We start from the raw sequence: 19270 nt of genomic DNA, 5'->3' as shown, positions 1-19270 counted from the left end.
TTTCCGGCGCCATTTCCCAGCGCCATTTCAAAGCTGGGTTCCAGAGCCTATATCGGACGGACAGAAGCCCGAGAGATCACATTTTGGCATCATCGCTGACCACCTTCACCGACGAGGCGAGAATTGCCCTCGATACGCTGTCGGGACGCGCCTCAGGGCTTTTTTCTCCATCGATGCGGTTGGGCGTTACAGGGCTTTCGCGCGCCGGCAAGACGGTGTTCATCTCCGCCCTGGTCCACAATCTGATCCATGGCGGGCGCCTGCCGCTGTTCGAGGCGCAGAAGTCCGGGCGAATCGCACGCGCCTTCCTCGAAGAACAGCCGGATGACGCCGTGCCGCGCTTCCAATACGAGGATCACATCGCCGCACTGGTCAACGACCGCGTCTGGCCTGATTCGACGCGCGCCATTTCGGAACTGCGGCTGACCATCGAGTATGAATCGGCCTCCGGCTGGAGCCGCATGTTCTCGTCAGGCAAACTGTCGGTCGACATCGTCGACTACCCCGGAGAATGGTTGCTCGACCTGCCGCTGCTCGGCAAATCCTTCGCCGATTTTTCGCACGAGGCCATTGAGATGGCCACTTTGCCGGTGCGCGAGGACCTGTCGCGGGCCTGGCGGGCGATATCCGCCGAGATCGACCCCAACGCCGACGCCGACGAGATGACCGCACGCCGCCTGGCCGAAAGCTTCGCCGCCTATCTCAAGGCCTGCAAGCTCGACGAAAGGGCACTTTCGACCTTGCCGCCCGGCCGCTTCCTGATGCCTGGCGACCTCGAAGGCTCGCCGGCGCTGACCTTTGCCCCGCTGGCCGGCCTCGGCGACAGGCGCCCACGCAGCGGCTCGCTCCATGCCATGATGGAAAGGCGCTACGAGGCCTATAAGACGCATGTCGTCAAACCCTTCTTCCGCGAACACATCACCCGTCTCGACCGCCAGATCGTGCTGATCGACGCCATGCAGGCGCTGAACGCCGGCCCCGGCGCCATGGCCGACCTGGAGCGGGCGGTAACCGAGATTCTGGCCTGTTTCCGTCCCGGGCGGGGCAGTTTCCTCACCGACCTGTTTTCGCGGCGCATCGACCGCATCCTGGTCGCGGCGACCAAGGCCGATCACCTGCACCACGAAAGCCATGACCGCTTGCAGGCGATCGTGCGTCGCCTGGCCGACCGTGCCGTGGCGCGGGCGAATTTCACCGGCGCCGACGTCGATGTGGTCGCCATGGCGGCGGTGCGCGCGACCCGCGAAGGCACCGTCAAGCAGGGCCGCGAGACATTGCCGGTCATCATCGGCACGCCGATCGCCGGCGAGAAGATCAACGGTGAAACGTTCGACGGAAAGACGGAAACTGCTATATTTCCCGGTGATTTACCGGAGAAAATTGATGCGGTGTTCGACGTTTCGGGTCCCGACCACAGGCAGGACTCTGCCGACCCGGCAATCCGTTTTGTCCGGTTCCGTCCGCCAAAACTCGAACGCACGGCCGAAGGCGTCACGCTGTCGCTGCCGCATATCAGGCTCGACCGTGCCTTGCAGTTCCTGATCGGAGACCATCTGGCATGACCGCGCCCCGCAAGCCGGCGGCCTTCCGCATCGAGCCGGAGGCCGCGCCGAGACAACAGACGCCACAGGCGCGCCCGGACGAGCCCTCGCGCAAACCTCGTGCGATGAAGCCCGGCGTCGCGCTGGTCATCCCGGCGGAAGTCGACGTCTTCGACGAACCCGATATCATCGCCGCCGAACCGCCGCCGGCGATCGCTCCCAGGAAACGCTCGCTGTTCGGCGGCATTTTCTTCGGCGCCATTGGCGTCCTGGTTTCGCTGGCTGTCGGCCTGTGGACCGACCAGCTCATCCGCGATCTGTTCGCGCGCGCCGAATGGCTGGGCTGGCTGGCCGCCGGCATGGCCGCAGTCGCCGTACTGGCGTTGCTGGTGATCCTCATCCGCGAATTCCTGGCGATCGCCCGCCTCGCCGAAGTCGAAAAGCTGCAGAAGCGGGCGCTGGACGCCATCGCCCGCGACGATCCGAAGGCGGCACGGTCGGTGGTCGACGAACTGTCGGCCTTCGTCGCGGCCAAGCCCGAGACGGCGGCCGGCCGCCGCGCCTTGACCGAACTGCGCGGCGAGATCATCGACGGCGGCAATCTGGTACGCTTGGCCGAAGCGGAGATTCTCGGCCCCCTGGACGCCAGGGCCAAGGTGATGATCCTCGAGGCCGCCAAGCGCGTCTCGCTGGTGACGGCGGTCAGCCCGCGGGCGCTTGTCGATGTCGCCTATGTCGTCTTCGAGGCCGGGCGCCTCATTCGCCGCCTGTCGGAACTTTATGGCGGGCGGCCGGGAACGCTGGGGTTCTTCCGCCTGGCGCGCAGCGTGCTGGCGCATCTGGCGGTCACCGGCTCGATCGCTGTTGGCGACAGTTTCGTCCAGCAGATCGTCGGCCACGGCCTGGCGGCACGCCTTTCGGCCAAGCTTGGCGAGGGCGTCGTCAACGGCATGATGACGGCGCGCATCGGCATTGCGGCGATGGAGACCGCGCGTCCCCTGCCCTTCAGCGCCGCGAAGCGCCCGGGCCTGGGCGATTTTCTCTCGGCGCTGACATCGTTTGCGACAAGGAAAGGCGCCGAAACCGCCGAGCCCGGCGCACAAGGTTCGAGCCTTCGAGATGGTTGACAGATTGCGCTTTCGAGCACCGAAAGTGACGAAGCATTAACCAATCTTCTTCATGGTCGAACCGGTTTCAAACAGCCTCTTTGTTGCCGGGTGTCGTCGATGAAAAGCGTAATTCTGTCCAGCATCCTGCCTCTCGCCGCCGCGATCACAGCGGTCGCCGGCATCGCCTCGGGGGCGTCGGCGGCGGAGCCGGACAAACAGTTCTTCCATTCGGCCGAAGGCAAATGGGTTGGCCCGGGCGAGATCGTCGCCGGCAAGTACAAGGGCACGAAATTCAACTGCAGCTTCACCGGCTCGACGCCCGACGGCCAGATGGGCATGACGCTCGACGGCGGCTGCCGGGTCGGCATGTTCACCCAGCAGATGTCGGCCAAGATCGAGCGCAGGGGCCGCGACTACAAGGGTTCCTTCATGGGCGGCGCGGCCGGTTCCGGCCTCGACATTATTGGCGGCAATGTGGTCGATGCCCGCAAAGTGGTCTTCACCATCAACCGAAACCAGCTGCGCGGCGTCATGCAGGCCCGCATTCCCGACGACAATTCGATGACCGTGACCGTTGCCGTCCGCGTCGCCGATCAGCTTGTCCCGGTGATCGGCATGAGCCTGAAACGCGTCGACACCGTCGAAGTCGGTTCCATCGCCCCGAACTGACCATCCTGGATCTTGCCTGAAACAAAAAGCGGCGACCATCAAGGCCGCCGCTTGGCTTTGATCCCATCGAATCAGGCGTTAGCCCTTGATCGCCACAGTCAACTCGTCATAGGCCTTGCAGGCGTCGGCCAGCGTGGTGGCGCCTTGATACTTCGTTGTCACCGCCTGGACCTTGGCGGTCAGGTCAGCCGCCTTGGACGGATCCTTGGTGATCGCTTCCTGCAGCGCGGCGGCCATGTCCTGCGCTTTCTTGGTCGCGATCTCCGCCGTGCACTCAGGCGCCTTGGAGCAAGCCGAACCGGCCAGCACCGCCAGGCCGACGGCAACAAACAAAAACTTCTTCATGTCAGTCATCTCCTCAAAAAGGGCGCGACTTGATCGTCGCGCCCTCCAATGGCCGAAGCCGAGCGTCCTTAACCTCTGATTGTGGCAAGAAGCAACGTGGTTGCGGCGTCAACTTGTGTATCGCGCCTGCAACATCGCCCTGGTTCCGGATTCGGGGCTGTTCGATCCCCGCCGAAGCCCGTATCTTTGCGCCCTTGTCACACGACTTCACAATCGAAAACGATCCTCGAACGAGCGGAATGACGGCATGGCGGCAGAGGCATCGGGCAGCGATCTGGTCCAGGTGGTGGCGCTGCTTGCTGCCGGCGTCGTCGCCGTTCCCATCTTCAAGCGCATGGGGTTGGGCTCGATTCTCGGCTACCTGGCCGCCGGCGTGGTGATCGGACCGTTCGGCCTGCGTGTCTTTTCCGAATCGGAAGCCATCCTCCATGTCGCCGAACTCGGCGTCGTCATGTTCCTGTTCATCATCGGGCTGGAAATGCAGCCGTCGCGGCTATGGAGCTTGCGCCGCGAGATTTTCGGGCTCGGCGCGTTTCAGGTCGGGGTCTGCGCGGTCCTGCTGACCGGCGTTGGAATGGCCGGCGGGTTTCCAGTCTCGCAATCCTTCGTCGCCGGCGCCGGATTCGTGCTGACCTCGACGGCGATCGTCATGCAGCTCCTTGAGGAACGCGGTGAAATCGCCTCGCCGAAAGGCCAGCGCATCGTTTCCATCCTGCTGCTGGAAGACCTCGCCATCGTACCGCTGCTGGCCCTGATCGCGTTCCTGGCGCCTGGCGGCGCCGACACCAGCCTGTCGGAGCGGCTGACAGAGGTCGGTATCGGCCTTGCCGCGATCGTCGGGCTGGTGGTGGCCGGGCGCTATCTGCTCAACCCCTTCTTCCGCATCCTGGCGGATGCCCGTGCCCGCGAAGTCATGACGGCCGCCGCGCTTCTGGTCGTGCTCGGGTCGGCGCTCGCCATGCAGCTCAGCGGCCTATCGATGGCGATGGGCGCGTTCCTGGCCGGCGTGCTTCTGTCCGAATCGACCTTCCGCCATCAGCTCGAGGCCGACATCGAACCGTTCCGCGGCATCCTGCTCGGCCTGTTCTTCCTCGCGGTCGGCATGTCGCTCGACCTGCATGTGGTGGCCGCGAACTGGAAGCTGATCGCCATCTATGTCGTCGCCTACATGGCAATGAAGGCGTTCGGCATCTATGCCGTCGCCCGCATCCTCAAGACAGGCCATCGCGAAGCGCTTGAACGCGCGGTCTTCATGGCGCAAGGCGGCGAATTCGCCTTCGTTCTCTATTCCGCCGCCGCCGCTGTCGGCATCATCGACAACCAGGCCAATGCGACGCTCACCGCCATCGTCATCATTTCCATGGTGTTGACCCCGCTGGCGATCGTGGCGTTGCGGTACCTGACGCCGCGCGACGAGCAGTCGCTCGATGGGGTCGATGTCGCCGACGGCCTGAGCGGCAGCGTACTGATCATCGGCTTCGGCCGCTTCGGGCAGATCGCCAGCCAACCGCTGCTGCTGCGCGGCATCGATGTGTCGATCATCGACAATGACGTCGAGATGATCCAGGCGGCCGCCGATTTCGGCTTCAAGGTTTACTATGGCGACGGCACGCGGCTCGATATCCTGCATGCGGCCGGTGCCGGCCGGGCGCGCGCCGTGCTCATCTGCGTCGACAAGGCCGATGTCGCGGTTCGCATCGCCGAGCTTGTCAAAGCCGAGTTTCCGTTGCTGACCGTATTAGCCCGCGCCTTCGATCGCGGCACGGCACTGCAGCTCATTCGCGCGGGCGTCGACTTCCAGCTGCGCGAGACCTTCGAATCGGCGCTGGTGTTCGGCGGCTCGGCCCTGGAATCGCTCGGTGTGGATCCGGAGGACGTCGCCGAAACGATCGAGGATGTCAGGCGCCGCGACACCGACCGTTTCGAAACCCAGCTCGCCGAAGGCATTCGCGCCGGACAGCGTTTTCTCAGGGGCAATATCGGAACGCCGATTCCGACGCCGCTCTCCACGCCGCGTCGTGCCGGCCAGGCCCTCAATGAAGAGACGGCCGGCGTGCTGCACAAATCCGAAACTGCCGATTAAATAGGGAACCACGCATGGAATTGGACAGCAGAGCCCTGTCGGTCACCACATTCTGGCGTGACGCTGGCGAGGATGCATGGTTCGAGAAGAACGAGGCTTTCGATGCCGACTTCCGCAATCGCTTTCTCGACCTGCACTACGCAGCCGCGCGGCGTGAATGCGACGGCTGGTCGGATCATGCCGAAGGCTCGCTGGCGCTGATGGTCCTGCTCGACCAGTTTCCACGCAATTGCTTTCGCGGCACCGGCCATATGTGCGCCACCGACCCTCTTGCCAGGCATTTCGCTCAAAAAGCGATCATGGCTGGCCACGATCTGTTGCTCGAACCCGAACTCCGCGTGTTCCTGTATTTGCCATTCGAGCACTCGGAACTGCTCGCCGATCAGGAAAGGTCCGTGGCGCTCACCGCCGCCAATGCGCCGGAATACCTCAAATATGCCGAGGAGCACCGCGATATCATCCAGCGCTTCGGCCGCTTTCCGCACCGCAACAAGATGCTCGGCCGCGATACCACGCCGGAAGAAATGGCATTTCTGGACGGTGGCGGTTTCTCTGGCTGACGCGGGTCTGCTTCTTTATTTTGGTGCTTTATCGCAGCCACCAGTCGCGGCCGGATGGCAGCCGCTCGATACCGGCGGCATCCACGCCGCCCAAACGCTCCGATACGCTTCGCCCGTCGATCGACAGACCGGGCGCGATCTCGGCCAGCGGCGCCAGCACGAAGGCGCGTTCCAGCATGCGCGGATGCGGCACTTCCAGCCCGGTCTCGTGGATGACACGCTCACCGAACACCAGAATGTCGATATCGATCAGGCGCGGCCCCCAGCGCTCCTCGCGCACCCGCTTCAGCTTGCGCTCCGCGTCGAGACAGAGGTCGAGCAGCGCGCGAGGTGAAAGCCGCGTCGACAGTTCGGCGGCGGCATTGAGGAAATCCGGCTGGTCGAGCTTGCCCCAGGGCGGCGTGCGGTAGAGCGAGGAGACGGCGGCCACGCTTGTATCGGCATCGGCGTCGAGAATGCGCAGCGCCGCGGCCATCGAGGCCGCCGGGTCGCCGAGATTGCCGCCGAGACTGAGATAGACGGTGTTATTCTGGCCAGACAACGGTCACCTCGACGTAATCGAGCACGCCAGGCACCGGTGCGTTGGGCTTGCGCACGGTGATTTCGGCCTTCCTGATTTGGGGAAACCGCTCGGTCAGCGCCTTTGCCACCTCCATTGCCAGGGCCTCGATCAGGAAGCGCCGCTCGCCGGTGATGATCTTCTCGATCACCATGAAGGCGATGCCATAATTGACGGTTTCCCCGATCGCGTCGTCGACAAGGGCGCGCCCGGGTTCGACGGACAGCACCGCGTCGACATAGAAACGCTGGCCCAGCGCCTCCTCCTCGTCCAGCACGCCATGCCGGGCAAAGAAGGCGCAGTTTTTCAAGCGGATGACATACATGGCTCAGCGTCCCGGTCCTTAGAGCGAAGTGCGTCCACTTGGACGCACAAAGTACGCTCTAACACTTTTGAATCTACGCATCGTGCTTTCCGAAAATCGATCCCGATTTTCGGGCCGATGCGGCGGTTTCACGTGCCAGCATAGCATCCGCCATGGCCAGCGCGTCCACGTTGATTGCGACATCGTGGACGCGAAACAGATGCGCGCCCTTGAGCCTGAGGATGACGCTGGTCGCCGCCGTTCCGGCGGCGCGGTCGGCCGCATCGCGGCCGGTGACGGTGCCGATGAAGCGCTTTCGCGAGGTGCCGGCCATCAGCGGAAAGCCGAGCCCATGAAGCTCGGAAAACCGCGCCATCAGGTCGAGGTTTTCCTCCGCCGTCTCCTTGGCGAAGCCGAAGCCGGGGTCGAGCACGATATGGTCGTCGGCGACACCGTGCCCGCGGGCGATCTCCAGCGATTTTCCCAGGAAAGCCAGCTGGTCGGCAATGACGTCGGGCAGCTTCTCGCGATCCCGCCCGGTATGCATGACGATGAGCCCAGCGCCGGTTTCAGCCGCGATGCGCGCAATGTCAGGCTCGCGCTGCAAACCCCAGACATCGTTGACGATGTGCGCGCCGGTAGCCACCGCAAGGCGCGCGGTTTCGGCTCGATAGGTATCGACCGAAATCAGCACGTCGCCGGCGCTCGCCAGCGCCTCGATCACAGGCAGGACGCGCGCCTGTTCCTCCCCGGCCGATATCGCGGCAGCGCCGGGCCTGGTCGATTCCCCGCCGACATCGACAATCCCCGCCCCTTCGGCGATCATGCGGCGTGCCTGGGCCAGCGCCGTCTCGGTTGCATCGAACAGGCCGCCGTCGGAAAAGCTGTCAGGGGTAACGTTGAGGATGCCGGCAACCACGGCTCTTTCGCCAAGGTCGAGATGGCGTCCATGGGCCAGTTGCCATCGCCTCGCCGTCATTGCTCGTCACCCTTGGAGCATGATGCCGAAAAATGTGAAGCAGTTTTCGGACGACATCCTCTACCCCTTTGATTTGGAGGCGAATTCAGATTTCAGGTCGAACCGACCTGAAATCATCCGACTCTAGGCTCATCAACGATGTGTGATCCGCGCCGGATCAATTCCGTTGCGCCGGCAACGGCCGTAAAGCAAGGTGCTCGAAGAGGCAACATGATGAAACGATCCCTGCTCTGCGCACTGCTGCTTGCCATGACCGCCATCCCGGCGGGCGCGGCCAACCTCGTGAAGACATACAGCTATTTTTCCATCGGCGGCAGCACCCTCGACGATATCGAGACGCAGCTTTCCAAACGCGGGCCACAGGTCAAGAGCACCGGCTCCCGCCACCCCGGTGCCACCCAGATGGCCTTCACCACCCGCATCAGCTACGCCCGGCAGGCAGGTTCCTGCCGGATCGCCGACGCCGCCGTGACCGTCAAGGTCAAGGTGATCCTTCCGGAATGGCGCCGCCCGCGCAAGGCGGATGCCGACGTGAAGCTGTTCTGGGACACGCTGTCGGCCGACATTAAGCGCCATGAGGAGCGCCATGTCGAGATCGCCAAGAATCATGCCCGCAAGCTGGAAGAGGCGCTGAAGGCGACCTATCCGCGGAAGGATTGCGATACGGCAAAGGCCAAGGCGGCCCAAATCACCGCCGCCGTCCTCGCCGAGCACGACCGCGCCCAGGTACAGTTCGACCGCGTCGAGGGCGTCAATTTCGAAAGCCGCATCCTGCGGCTCCTGCGCTATCGCATCGAGCGTATCGAGAGTGGCCAATTGCGGCCGCCGGCCTGAATTTTCCTCGGCGCATCCATGGCGCCAATCCGGCCGAAGCGTAGTGCCAGATTCGAAAAATTTTCGAGCGGCGGTCGAAATCGGCCTATAGGGAACGACATATCACGGGTTGGCAGCGCACGACCCATCGAGCACGAGCACCACGACCGATCGCGTGGCGGACGCACCAGGCCAGCCCTGTCGGTGAACCGCACGGCGCGCAAACACATGGACAAAGACTATGGACCAGGCTGTCGACAAGCAGACCATGACGGCTGCAGCCACGCCGCTGGCCGAAAGCGAGAAGAACGCCATCATCGCCGGCGTGCTTTTGTCGATGCTGTTGGCGGCGCTCGATCAGACCATCGTCGCGCCGGCGATGCCGACCATCGGGCACGCGCTCGGCCATGCGCAGTATCTGCCATGGATCGTCACCGGCTACCTCCTGACCGCGACCGCCATGGCACCGCTCTACGGCAAGATCTCGGATGTTTATGGCCGCCGGCCAACCGTTTATGCCGCTATCCTGATCTTTCTCCTCGGATCGGTGGTCAGCGCGATGGCGCCCAACATGTTTGTGCTGGTCGTCGGCAGGGCCATCCAGGGCGCCGGCGGCGGCGGCCTGTTCACCCTGACGCAAACCGTCATCGGCGACCTCGTCCCGCCACGCGAACGAGCGCGCTACGCCGCTTGGATCTCCGGCACCTGGGCCGTTGCCAGCATCGCCGGGCCGCTGCTTGGCGGCACCTTCGCCGAACATCTTCACTGGTCGCTGATTTTCTGGATCAACATCCCGCTCGGCCTGCTGGCGATGGCGATCATCAACAACCCGCTCAAGAAGCTGCCGATCGCCGCCAAGCGGCATCGCATCGACGGCCTGGGCGCGCTGCTGCTCGTCGCGGCCACGGCCTTGCTGCTGCTGGCGCTCAACTGGGGCGGCAGCGAGTATCCGTGGCTGTCCGGCGAAATCCTCGGGCTGCTGGCGGCATCGGTGGTTTTCTGGGCGGCGTTTTCGCTGCGGCTGCTGCGCGCGGCCGAACCGCTGATCTCGCTTGAAGTGCTGAGCAACCCGATCGTCCGCGCCGGCACCTTGTCGATGTTCCTTCTGCAGGCTGCCAACATAGGCCTGGCGGTCTACCTGCCTGTTTACCTGCAGTCGATCGTCGGCCTGTCGGTCAGCGAGTCGGGTCTTGCGATGCTGGGGCTTCTGCTTGGCACCGTGGCCGGCGCGACATTCAGCGGGCGAACAATACCGCGCTTCGTCCACTACAAGCGGATCGCCATGGTGGGCGTGCTCTTCTCGATCATATGCCTCGGCCTGCTCGCCCTCGTCGCCGGGCACGCTTCGCTGCTGGTTGTCGAAGTCCTGACGGTCTGTGTCGGCCTGGGCAGCGGGACGACCTTCCCGGTCGCCACCGTATCGGTCCAGAACGCCGTCGACCGGGCGCATCTTGGCGTCGCGACCGGCGTGCTGACCTTCCTGCGTTCGCTGGGCAGTGCGCTGGGCGTTGCAATGCTCGGTGCCGTCGCCCTCGGCTATGGCCTGCCGCTGGCCGGCGAAGGCACGCTGGCCGTCGGCCAGGTCATATCCGCCGAGCCCTTCGTGATGATCTTCCTTGTCGCCGCGGCGACGCTGTTCCTGGCGCTGATCACGCTCGCGTTGATGCCGGAGAAACCGCTCCGCGGCCAGGCCGAGCACCCGCCGGTGATGGCCGAGTAGAGCCAGGCAGCCAGGTCACTCCACCACGCCGAGCTTCTTTTGCAAGCTCGTGGACGATGTCGTGTACTGGAACACGATACGTTCGCCGGGGCTGATGATGCGCTTGGCGGCTTGCGCCATCAGCGCCACTTCGTGAAAACCCGACAGGATCAGCTTCAGCTTGCCGGGATACCAGTTGATGTCGCCCACCGCGAAAATGCCGGGCACCGATGTCTGGAACTTCTCGGTGTCGACCGGGATCAGGTTTTCGTGGAGATTGAGCCCCAATTCCGCGATCGGGCCGAGCTTCATGGTCAGGCCGAAGAATGGCAGCATGCGGGTGCAAGGCACCTCGACATCGCCCTCCGGACCACCCTTGATAGTCGCGGATGAGAGCTGGCCGTCGGCGCCGGTGAGCCCGGTCACCTGGCCAACCTTGAATTCCAGCTGCTTCATCTCCTGCATGGCATACATCTTGTTGACGCTGTCGGGTGCGGCCCGGAATTCGGGCCGTCGGTGGACCAGCGTGACGCTCTTTGCCACCGGCTGCAGGTTCAGCGTCCAGTCGAGCGCCGAGTCGCCGCCGCCGACGATGACCAGGTCGTGGCCGCGAAAATCCTCCATGCGGCGCACCGAATAGAAGACGCTCTTGCCTTCATAGGGTTCGATGCCGGGGATCGGCGGGCGCTTCGGCTGGAACGAGCCGCCACCGGCGGCGATCACCACCACCTTGGCCTCGAACACCTCGTTTTCGTCCGTGGTGACGCGAAAGCTGCCATCCTCCAGCTTCTCGAGGCTGGAAACCATCCGGTTGTAGGTGAAATCCGGCTTGAACGGCGCGATCTGCTCGAGCAGTTTGTCGACCAGCCCCTGCGCCGAGATCGAAGGCCAGCCGGGAATGTCGTAGATCGGCTTCTCAGGATAGAGTTCCGCGCATTGGCCGCCCGGCCGGTCGAGAATGTCGATCAGGTGGCACTTCATGTCGAACAGGCCGAGCTCGAACACCGCGAACAGGCCGACAGGCCCTGCCCCGACAATGAGGACGTCTGTACTGATGGTGCCGGTCATGCGCTCTGCCTCGCTGCTGTGTTGGCGTGAGACTGCATGACCACCGGCTCGCTGCCAAGCGGCAGCGGGAAAAATCGGCTTTTCAGCCCTGGCGCTCCGGCACCCGCACGACGAGGCCGTCGAGCGCGTCGCGCACCTTGATCTGGCAGGAAAGCCGCGAATTGGGCTGGACCTCGTAGGCGAAGTCCAGCATGTCCTCTTCCATCGCCTCCGGCTCGCCGACTTCGGCCGTCCACGCCTCATCGACATAGACATGGCAGGTCGCGCAGGCGCAGGCGCCGCCGCACTCCGCCTCGATCCCCGGCACGGCGTTGCGGATGGCGTTTTCCATGACCGTCGAGCCGTTTTCGGCATCCATTTCGAAATGTGTGCCGTCATGGGCGATGAAGGTCAGTTTTGTCATTTGTCACCTGAGAGTTTCCGCCGAGATAATCACTCCGGCAGACAAGTCAACTGCCGCGCGAAAGCGCCGCTCGGTGACGTTTTTCCGCAAACCGGGATCAGCGATTGATGGCGGCGATGAAATCGCGCACTTCGTCGATCAGCGTGCCAAGCCGTTTGAGTGTCTGACCGTCCTCCGGACGGCGCTCGATCTCGGTGGCGCAATCGGCGATGGCGAAGGCGCCCACGCCGCGCGCCGAGCCTTTCAGCCCATGCGCCAGCAGAAGCCGGCCCTTGACGTCGGCGTCGACTATTTTGTCGCGCACAGATAGCGCCTGCTGTACAAACAGCGCCAGCACCTCTTGCTCAAGGGCGCGATCGCCCATCGTTTGCCGGGCAAGGTGTGCCAAATCGACCGGCCGGGACTGCCTCGTTCCCGATACGTCGCCCCCGGGCATTGAGAAGGCAATGCCGCTTTCGCCACGCATGAACTCGAACTCCGTTTTCTTCGGTCGCCTGGAAAACTAGGCGAACCCAGTGGATAACGAGTTAATGAGTGGCCCGGAAAAATGTTGCGAAAGCGGCACCGGAATCACGCTTCTGTTAACCTTATATTTAAAGTTTTACGTATCCCACGGAATGCATGTTTTCTTTACCCCCCTGTGTCATTACGATACGAGGGTCCATTTTCAGCCTCCTGCGCGGGGGTACGACAAAGACAATTATAAGCCCGCGGCAGCTAGTACAGGGTAGCGAAGGCATGGCGAAGAAACCAACGACGACGACGAGAACTCTCGACAACGACGTAGCCAGGGAACTGGAAAAAGCGCTCGATATCGACCTCAGCAGCGACACTGACGGCGATCTCGATATCGCAGCTTCGATGGAAGATCTGGAAGCACAGATATCCCAGGCCGCCGACGAATTGGCACGAGAGGGGCGCAACCAGAAGCCGGAGCCCACCGTCAGTCAGGCCCAGCCCGCCAAGCCCGCGCCAAACGCCAAACCCGCCGAACTGCGCCCCGTTGAGACGCGCAATGGCAATGGCACACAGGCGACGGGCTTCGGCACACAGGCGACGGGCTTCGCCCCGGCCAATGACGATCGCCAGAAGGATTACAAGACACTCCTGCACAGCCTCAACCGGCGCGCCTCCAACACCGTCTATTGGGTCATTGCCTTTGTCTCGCTCGCCTGGATCGCGGGCGCCGGCGGATTGGCCAACCTGCTTTTCGGACCGAGCATCTGGCGGATCCGCACGCTCGACCAGTTCTTTGCCCGTCCCGAACTGATTGGCCTCGCCGTCGCGGCGATCGTGCCGGTCATCCTGTTCTGGGCCTTCGCGGCGATGATCCGTCGCGCCCAGGACATGCGCATTGCCGCCCAATCGATGACCGAAGTGGCTTTCCGCCTGACCGAGCCGGAAAACCTCGCCCAGGATCGCGTCATGATGATCGGCCAGGCCGTTCGCCGCGAGGTCGCGGCCATGGGCGAAGGCATCGAACGCACGCTCGCCCGCGCCGTCGAACTGGAAACGCTGGTCCATAGCGAGGTCAACCAGATCGAGCGCTCCTATTCGGAAAACGAAACCCGCATCCGCTCGCTCGTCGACGGGCTCGGCAGCGAGCGCGAGGCGGTCGTCACCCATGCGGAGCGTGTCCGTGCCTCGATTTCGGGCGCGCATGAAACGCTCAAGGAGGAAATCGGCGCCGCCAGCGACATCATCCGCGACTCGATCCTCAACGCGTCGACCAAGCTGTCGATGACGATCACCAATTCCGGTGACACGCTCATCGACCGCATCAATGAAAGCTCGATGTCGATCTTCGATTCGGTTGAAGGCCGCCTCGACACCATCACCGACAGGCTGTCGACCTCCGGCGAGGCTTTTGCCTCCCTGCTCGACACCCGCATCGCAAAGTTGACGGACACGACGGACGGCCTGACCCGGTCGCTGACCGACCTGCTCGACGATCGCACCACTGGCATGGTGTCGCTGCTTGGCGGCGCCGCCCGCACCCTCAATTCGGAATTCGAAGCCAGCCTCAACGGCATCGAGCGCACGCTCGCCGAACGTGGCCAGGCGCTGATCAGTGAATTCCAGACCCGCGCCGAGGCACTCGACACCGGCACGCAGAAGCTCAATGCGGCGCTCGAGGCCCGCGCCCGCCAGATCAACGAGACACTGGTCGAACGCGCCCGCGAAATCGCCCACACCTTCGCCGAAAGCAAGGATACGTTGTCCGCGATGATCGATCAGGGCAAGACCCAGATCGGCGCCGACATGGCCGACATCGTCAACTCGACTTCGACCATGCTGGAAGCCCGCGCCAGCGACTTTGCCGGCCGCATGGAAGCGGCGCGTCATGTCGTCTCGCGTTCGTTCGATTCCGACATCCAGCGCCTTTCCGATGCCCGCGTCGGCATCGAGGAAGCCGTCGAGAACCACAGCCGCAAGCTGTCCGAAAGCCGCGAGCGCATGGCGGCCGCCATGGAGGCGGACCTGGCGAAATTCGACGAGAGCCGTGCCGGCATCGATGCCGCGGTGACCAACCAGGTGCAGAAGCTGGCCGAAGGCCGCAGCCTGATCGCGCGTGCCCTCGAAGAGGATCTGCGCAAGGTCAACGAATCGCGCGCTGCCATCGATGCATCGCTCGGCAGCCATCTCGAAAGGCTGGAGGAAGGCCGCAACCGGCTCTCCCTGGCTCTGAACGAAGACTCCGGGAAGCTTGTGCAAGCCCGTACGATCATTGATGAAATGGTTGCCGGACATGTCGGGAAACTGGCTGAAGGCCGCAACATCCTGTCGCGTGCTCTTGAGGCCGATCTCGGCAAACTGTCCGACAGCCGCGCCGACATCGATGGCCTCGTCGCCGGCCAGGTGGAGAAGATCGCCGAGGGCCGCGCCGTGCTCGCCAAGGCGTTGGAAAACGACATCGCCGGCATCAAGAGCCTTATCGAGTCGCACTCGGCAAAGCTGGCCGAAGACCGCAGCCTGCTCGGCCGTTCGCTCGAGGACGACCTTTCGGGCATAAGGAACCTGATCGAAGATCATTCGGGACGGCTCTCCAACGACCGCAGCCTGCTGTCGCAGACGCTCGAAGCCGACCTTGCCAAGCTGGCCGAAAGCCGCTCGAGCATCGACGGCCTCGTCGCCGGCCAGGTCGAGAAGCTGGCCGAAGGCCGCGACATCCTCAAGCGGGCGCTGGAATCCGACCTCAACACCATCAAGGGCGTCATATCCAGCCAGTCGGAGAAACTGGCCGAGGACCGTGGACAGCTTTCGCGGGTCCTGGAAGCCGACCTGCAGAATGTGAACAGCGTCATCGCCGACCACATGGACAGGCTCGTTCAGGATCGTTCGACCCTGTCGAAGGCTCTCGAGGACGACCTTGCCAAGCTGGCCGAAAGCCGCTCCAGCATCGACGGTCTGGTCGCCGGCCAGGTCGAGAAGCTGTCGGAAGGCCGCGATATCCTGCGGCGCGCCCTGGAAGCCGACCTCAACACCGTCAAGAACACCGTCGCCGACCAGTCGCAAAAGCTGGTCGATGACCGTGCTCAGTTCGCCAGGGCACTCGAAGCCGATCTCGAAAGCGTCAACAGCCTTGTCAACAGCCATTCCGAACGGCTCGTCCAGGATCGTTCGACGCTGTCGAAGGCGCTGGAGGACGACCTCGAAGGCGTCAGCAGCCTTGTCAACAGCCACGCGGACAGGCTTGTCCAGGAACGTTCGACCCTGTCCAGGGCACTCGAGGACGACCTTGCCAAGCTGGCCGAAAGCCGCTCCAGCATCGACGGTCTGGTCGCCGGCCAGGTGGAGAAGCTGGCCGAAGGCCGCGACGTTCTCAAGCGCGCGCTCGAAGCCGATCTTGCCAAGCTGGCCGAAAGCCGCTCCAGCATCGACGGCCTGGTCGCCGGCCAGGTGGAGAAGCTGGCCGAGGGCCGCGACATTCTCAAGCGCGCGCTCGAAGCCGACCTGCAGAAGCTGACCGAAAGCCGAGGCGACATCGACGGTGTCATCGCCGGCCATGTCGGCAAGCTGGCCGAAGGCCGCAACATGCTGAGCCGCGCGCTTGAAGAGGATCTCGGCAAGCTCGCCGAGACCCGCAGGGACGTCGACCGCTCGCTGTCTGGCCACATCGATCAGATCGCGGCCAGGAGCACCGATATTTCCACCGCGATCGCGGCCGACGTGGAAAAGATCGAAGAGGCGTTCAGCCGCCAGACCGGGATCATCGAGGAACGCGCCGGCACCATGGAACGCGCGCTCTCGACCGGCGTCGACAACGTCCGCAACGTGCTCGAAAAGAGCGCCGTCTTCGTCGCCGGCGCTTTGCGCGAAAAAGTCCTGGAAGTCACCAGCGCGCTGCATGAGCAGGCTGGTGCGGCGTTCAGCGACGCCGATCGCAAGATCGCCGAGCGCGCCGAACAGACCTCCGCCGCACTGCTGGCGCGGGCCGAAGACATCGCCCGTACCTTCGAGGATGCGGATCGTCGTCTCCACGCCCGTGCCGAAGACACTTCGAACGCCTTGCTTGCCCGGGCGGACGATACTTCCAGCACGCTGCTGGCCCGCGCCCATGAAACCGCCGACCAACTGGCTGCCCGTGCCAGCGAGATCGCCGGAACCTTCGACATGGCCGACCAGAAGCTCGCCGCCCGCGCCCAGGAGACCGCCGATCAGCTCTCCGCCCGCGCCAACGAAATCGCCGGCACTTTCGACGCGGCCGACCAGAAGCTTGTTGCCCGCGCCGTCGAGACGGCACAGTCGCTGGCCGCCCGCGCCGGTGACATCCTGCGCAACTTCGAAAGCGCCGACCAGCGGCTCGGCGTGCGCATCGGCGAATCGGCCGAGGCGCTCGCTGCCCGCGCATCGGACCTCGGCCGCATCTTCGATGCCGCCGACCAGCAATTGGTATCGCGCATCGCTGAAGGTTCGGACGCTCTGTCCAACCGCGCGTCCGAGATCGGCCGCATCTTCGAAGAGGCCGACCAACGCCTGGTTTCGCGCATCGCCGACAGCACTTCGACGATCGGCGAGCACGCGCAGACCATCGTCGGCGCCTTCGCCAACACCGAGCAGAGGGTCGCCGATCGTGCGCGGCAGACCGGCCAGGAACTGGCCGTGCATGCCCGCGAAATCGAGCAGGCGCTTGCCGGCGCCGACGAGCGTCTCGCATCGAGCGCGGCGGCCGCGGCCGCCCGTGTCGAGGAGCAGGTCGCCAGCGTCGAGAACCGGCTCGCCTACACCGCCGAGACGATGGGCCAGAGGCTCAACGAGCAGGTCTCGAGCGCCGAGGCGCAACTGGTGTCGCGCGCCAATGTGATCGCCGAGACCTTCACTGCGGTCGGCCAGCATATCGGCCAGAGCACCAACGACGCCGCCAAGACGATCGGCGCCAACACCCGTGAGCTCAACACCATGCTCGCGGCGCGCTCCGCCGAGATGTCGAAGATCCTCGACGAAACCGCCCGCCCATTGGTCGAGCGTTTCGCCCAGGGCGGCTCGGAGCTGCAAAAGAGCATGGAAGAGGTCACGGAACGCGCCACCGAGAAGCTGCGCAGCGAGAATGCGGCCCTTGTCAACGCGCTCGCCAGCCGCACCGCCGAGACCTTGTCGGCGGTCGAAGGCGCCCGCTCGTCGCTATCCGACAGCGTCGCCGACCTCATCGGCCGCATGACCAAGTCCAGCTCGCAGCTCGGCCAGCTGATCGAGCAGGCCGCGGTCAATCTCGGCGAGGTCGACGAACGCCTGACCGGCAGCACGCAGAGCTTCGCGGCCACCACCGAAAAGGCGGCACAGACCTTTGCCAGCTCGGCGCGCCTGGTCGATTCGAACACGACAAGGCTGACGGACCTGTCCTCGTCGACCTTGCGTGAGGTCGCCTCGATCGCCACCAAGTTCGACGAACACAGCCGTCTGCTGGCCAGCGCCTCGGACCTGTTGAGTTCGGCCCAGAGCAACCTCGAACACACGCTCGAAAGGCAGTCGTCGCTCGAGGATCTCGCGGTCGGCCTGGTCAAGAAGTCGGAAGATCTCGAAAGGGTCATGCGTTCGTTCGAAAACCTCGTCGGCCAGACGCTGCAGAACGCCGAAGGCAAGACGATGGAGTCGGCCGACAAGATCCGCAACGCCATTACCGACGTCGTCGATTCGGCCACCAAGCGCTTCGCCGATGCGACCGAGGAAATGCGGCGCACCGCGGGCTCAATCAAGAGCGAGCTCGACCTCACCCGCGCCGAGCTCAAGAAGGGCGTCATCGAGATGCCGGAAGAGGCAAAGGAATCGACCTCTGCCATTCGCCGCGCCGTTTCGGAGCAGATCAACGCCCTGAAGGAGCTCTCGGACATCGTTGCCAAGTCCGGTCGTGGCGGCGGCGATGGTTCGGAGCAACGCCCCTTGCGTCCGGCACCGCAAGCACCGGCGGCACGCCCGGCCGAGCCGCCGCGTCGCGCCCCGGCCCCACAGCCGGACCTGCGCACGCCTCAGGCGCCGCTGGGCGGCACCGCGTTGCGCGGCACGCTCGACCTCGATCGTCCGGCCGAGGCGGCACCGCGCCCTCGCGCCGACGCCAACACCCGCACGCCGCAGGGCGGCTGGGTACGCGATCTCTTGACCGCAGCATCGAACGAAGGAGACCTCAGGCCCACGACGCCTTCCGCTCCCACGGAAGCACCACGCGCGGCGGCCCCTGCCCAGCGCTCGCCGCTGCACGTCGTAGAATCGCTGAACTCGCTCTCCGTCGACATCGCACGGGCCATCGATCATGATGCCTCGATCGAGTTGTGGAACCGCTATCGGCGCGGCGAGCGGGACGTGTTCACGCGCCGGCTCTACACGCTGAAGGGCCAGCAGACGTTCGACGATATCCGCCGCAAGTACCAGGCCGAGGCCGAATTCCGCGCCGCCGTCGACCGCTACTGCGACGACTTCGAAAAACTGCTCAAGGATGTCTCGCGCAACGACCGCGACAACATCATGGCGCAGACCTACCTGACGTCGGACACCGGCAAGGTCTACACCATGCTGGCCCACGCCAGCGGCCGGCTGCACTAAAGCCAGGAATTGGACAGGCGGGACCATGGTCCCGCCTGTTACTCTTCCAAACCTCCGGCAAGCGCTTAACCTGCCAACAACGACTGTTGCGAGCCGATGGATG

The 19270-nt window shown here is 64.3% G+C and carries 15 protein-coding genes; 8 read left to right on the top strand and 7 right to left on the bottom strand.

The features are described from left to right. Window positions 1-83 precede the first annotated feature (83 nt). The 3 genes from AC0NIH_RS19075 to AC0NIH_RS19065 all read left to right on the top strand — a co-directional run bounded on the left by AC0NIH_RS19075 (window position 84) and on the right by AC0NIH_RS19065 (window position 3319). Window positions 84-1562: a YcjX family GTP-binding protein gene (locus AC0NIH_RS19075; RefSeq protein ID WP_473460456.1), complete on the top strand. Its 1479-nt coding sequence runs from the start codon at window positions 84-86 to the stop codon at window positions 1560-1562. Then, window positions 1559-2668 carry a YcjF family protein gene (locus AC0NIH_RS19070; RefSeq protein WP_473460458.1) on the top strand — a complete coding sequence of 370 codons (1110 nt, stop codon included), beginning with the start codon at window positions 1559-1561 and terminating at the stop codon, window positions 2666-2668. Before AC0NIH_RS19075 ends, AC0NIH_RS19070 begins: the two co-directional genes overlap by 4 nt. A gap of 99 nt (window positions 2669-2767) precedes the next feature. Beyond that, window positions 2768-3319, top strand: coding sequence for a hypothetical protein (locus tag AC0NIH_RS19065; protein ID WP_023769335.1), 552 nt, complete (start codon window positions 2768-2770; stop codon window positions 3317-3319). A gap of 78 nt (window positions 3320-3397) precedes the next feature. On the opposite strand, the gene AC0NIH_RS19060 is transcribed toward AC0NIH_RS19065, so the two are convergent. Next, window positions 3398-3664, bottom strand: coding sequence for a hypothetical protein (locus AC0NIH_RS19060; RefSeq protein WP_023769334.1), 267 nt, complete (start codon window positions 3662-3664; stop codon window positions 3398-3400). A 247-nt stretch (window positions 3665-3911) separates the two neighbouring features. Between AC0NIH_RS19060 and AC0NIH_RS19055 the strand changes: the two genes are divergently transcribed. Both AC0NIH_RS19055 and AC0NIH_RS19050 read left to right on the top strand, forming a co-directional pair. After that, on the top strand, window positions 3912-5747 hold the full coding sequence (locus AC0NIH_RS19055) for a monovalent cation:proton antiporter-2 (CPA2) family protein (protein WP_352690123.1): 1836 nt from the start codon (window positions 3912-3914) through the stop codon (window positions 5745-5747). Window positions 5748-5761: 14 nt separating this feature from the next. Further along, entirely contained in the window at window positions 5762-6307 is a 546-nt protein-coding gene (locus tag AC0NIH_RS19050; protein WP_023780824.1) for a DUF924 family protein, read from the top strand. Window positions 6308-6335: 28 nt separating this feature from the next. On the opposite strand, the gene folK is transcribed toward AC0NIH_RS19050, so the two are convergent. The 3 genes from folK to folP form a co-directional block, all read right to left on the bottom strand. Next, window positions 6336-6848: a 2-amino-4-hydroxy-6-hydroxymethyldihydropteridine diphosphokinase gene (folK, locus tag AC0NIH_RS19045; RefSeq protein WP_287277776.1), complete on the bottom strand. Its 513-nt coding sequence runs from the start codon at window positions 6846-6848 to the stop codon at window positions 6336-6338. Continuing rightward, complete coding sequence (gene folB / locus AC0NIH_RS19040) at window positions 6832-7191, bottom strand: dihydroneopterin aldolase (protein WP_023769331.1); 360 nt, start codon at window positions 7189-7191, stop codon at window positions 6832-6834. The genes folK and folB overlap by 17 nt, the downstream gene beginning before the upstream one ends. A 73-nt stretch (window positions 7192-7264) precedes the next feature. Then, window positions 7265-8149, bottom strand: a complete 885-nt coding sequence (gene folP / locus AC0NIH_RS19035) for a dihydropteroate synthase (protein ID WP_473460461.1) — start codon at window positions 8147-8149, stop codon at window positions 7265-7267. A gap of 210 nt (window positions 8150-8359) precedes the next feature. Here folP and AC0NIH_RS19030 point away from each other — a divergent pair, with 210 nt between their 5' ends. Both AC0NIH_RS19030 and AC0NIH_RS19025 read left to right on the top strand, forming a co-directional pair. Continuing rightward, window positions 8360-8983 (top strand): DUF922 domain-containing Zn-dependent protease, encoded by a 624-nt coding sequence (locus tag AC0NIH_RS19030; RefSeq protein WP_031250734.1) that lies wholly within the window; start codon window positions 8360-8362, stop codon window positions 8981-8983. A gap of 220 nt (window positions 8984-9203) precedes the next feature. Beyond that, complete coding sequence (locus AC0NIH_RS19025; RefSeq protein WP_473460464.1) at window positions 9204-10682, top strand: MDR family MFS transporter; 1479 nt, start codon at window positions 9204-9206, stop codon at window positions 10680-10682. 15 nt (window positions 10683-10697) lie between these two features. Here AC0NIH_RS19025 and AC0NIH_RS19020 read toward each other — a convergent pair whose 3' ends face one another. From AC0NIH_RS19020 to AC0NIH_RS19010, 3 genes are all read right to left on the bottom strand, one after another. Next, window positions 10698-11729 carry an NAD(P)/FAD-dependent oxidoreductase gene (locus AC0NIH_RS19020; protein ID WP_473460466.1) on the bottom strand — a complete coding sequence of 344 codons (1032 nt, stop codon included), beginning with the start codon at window positions 11727-11729 and terminating at the stop codon, window positions 10698-10700. Window positions 11730-11811: 82 nt separating this feature from the next. Beyond that, the gene (locus AC0NIH_RS19015; RefSeq protein WP_352690114.1) at window positions 11812-12132 is read right to left on the bottom strand and encodes a 2Fe-2S iron-sulfur cluster-binding protein; all 321 of its coding nucleotides are present in this window, start codon (window positions 12130-12132) and stop codon (window positions 11812-11814) included. Window positions 12133-12229: 97 nt separating this feature from the next. Further along, window positions 12230-12598, bottom strand: coding sequence for an Hpt domain-containing protein (locus tag AC0NIH_RS19010; protein WP_013895256.1), 369 nt, complete (start codon window positions 12596-12598; stop codon window positions 12230-12232). A gap of 272 nt (window positions 12599-12870) precedes the next feature. On the opposite strand from AC0NIH_RS19010, the gene AC0NIH_RS19005 reads away from it, so the two are divergent. Further along, complete coding sequence (locus AC0NIH_RS19005) at window positions 12871-19167, top strand: kinesin (protein ID WP_473460469.1); 6297 nt, start codon at window positions 12871-12873, stop codon at window positions 19165-19167. Window positions 19168-19270: the final 103 nt, after the last annotated feature.

It is taken from the genome of Mesorhizobium sp. WSM1386, assembly GCF_055901595.1.
The sequence above is the reverse complement of the archived record's forward strand: the minus strand, read 5'-3'. Positions and strand labels throughout refer to the sequence as shown.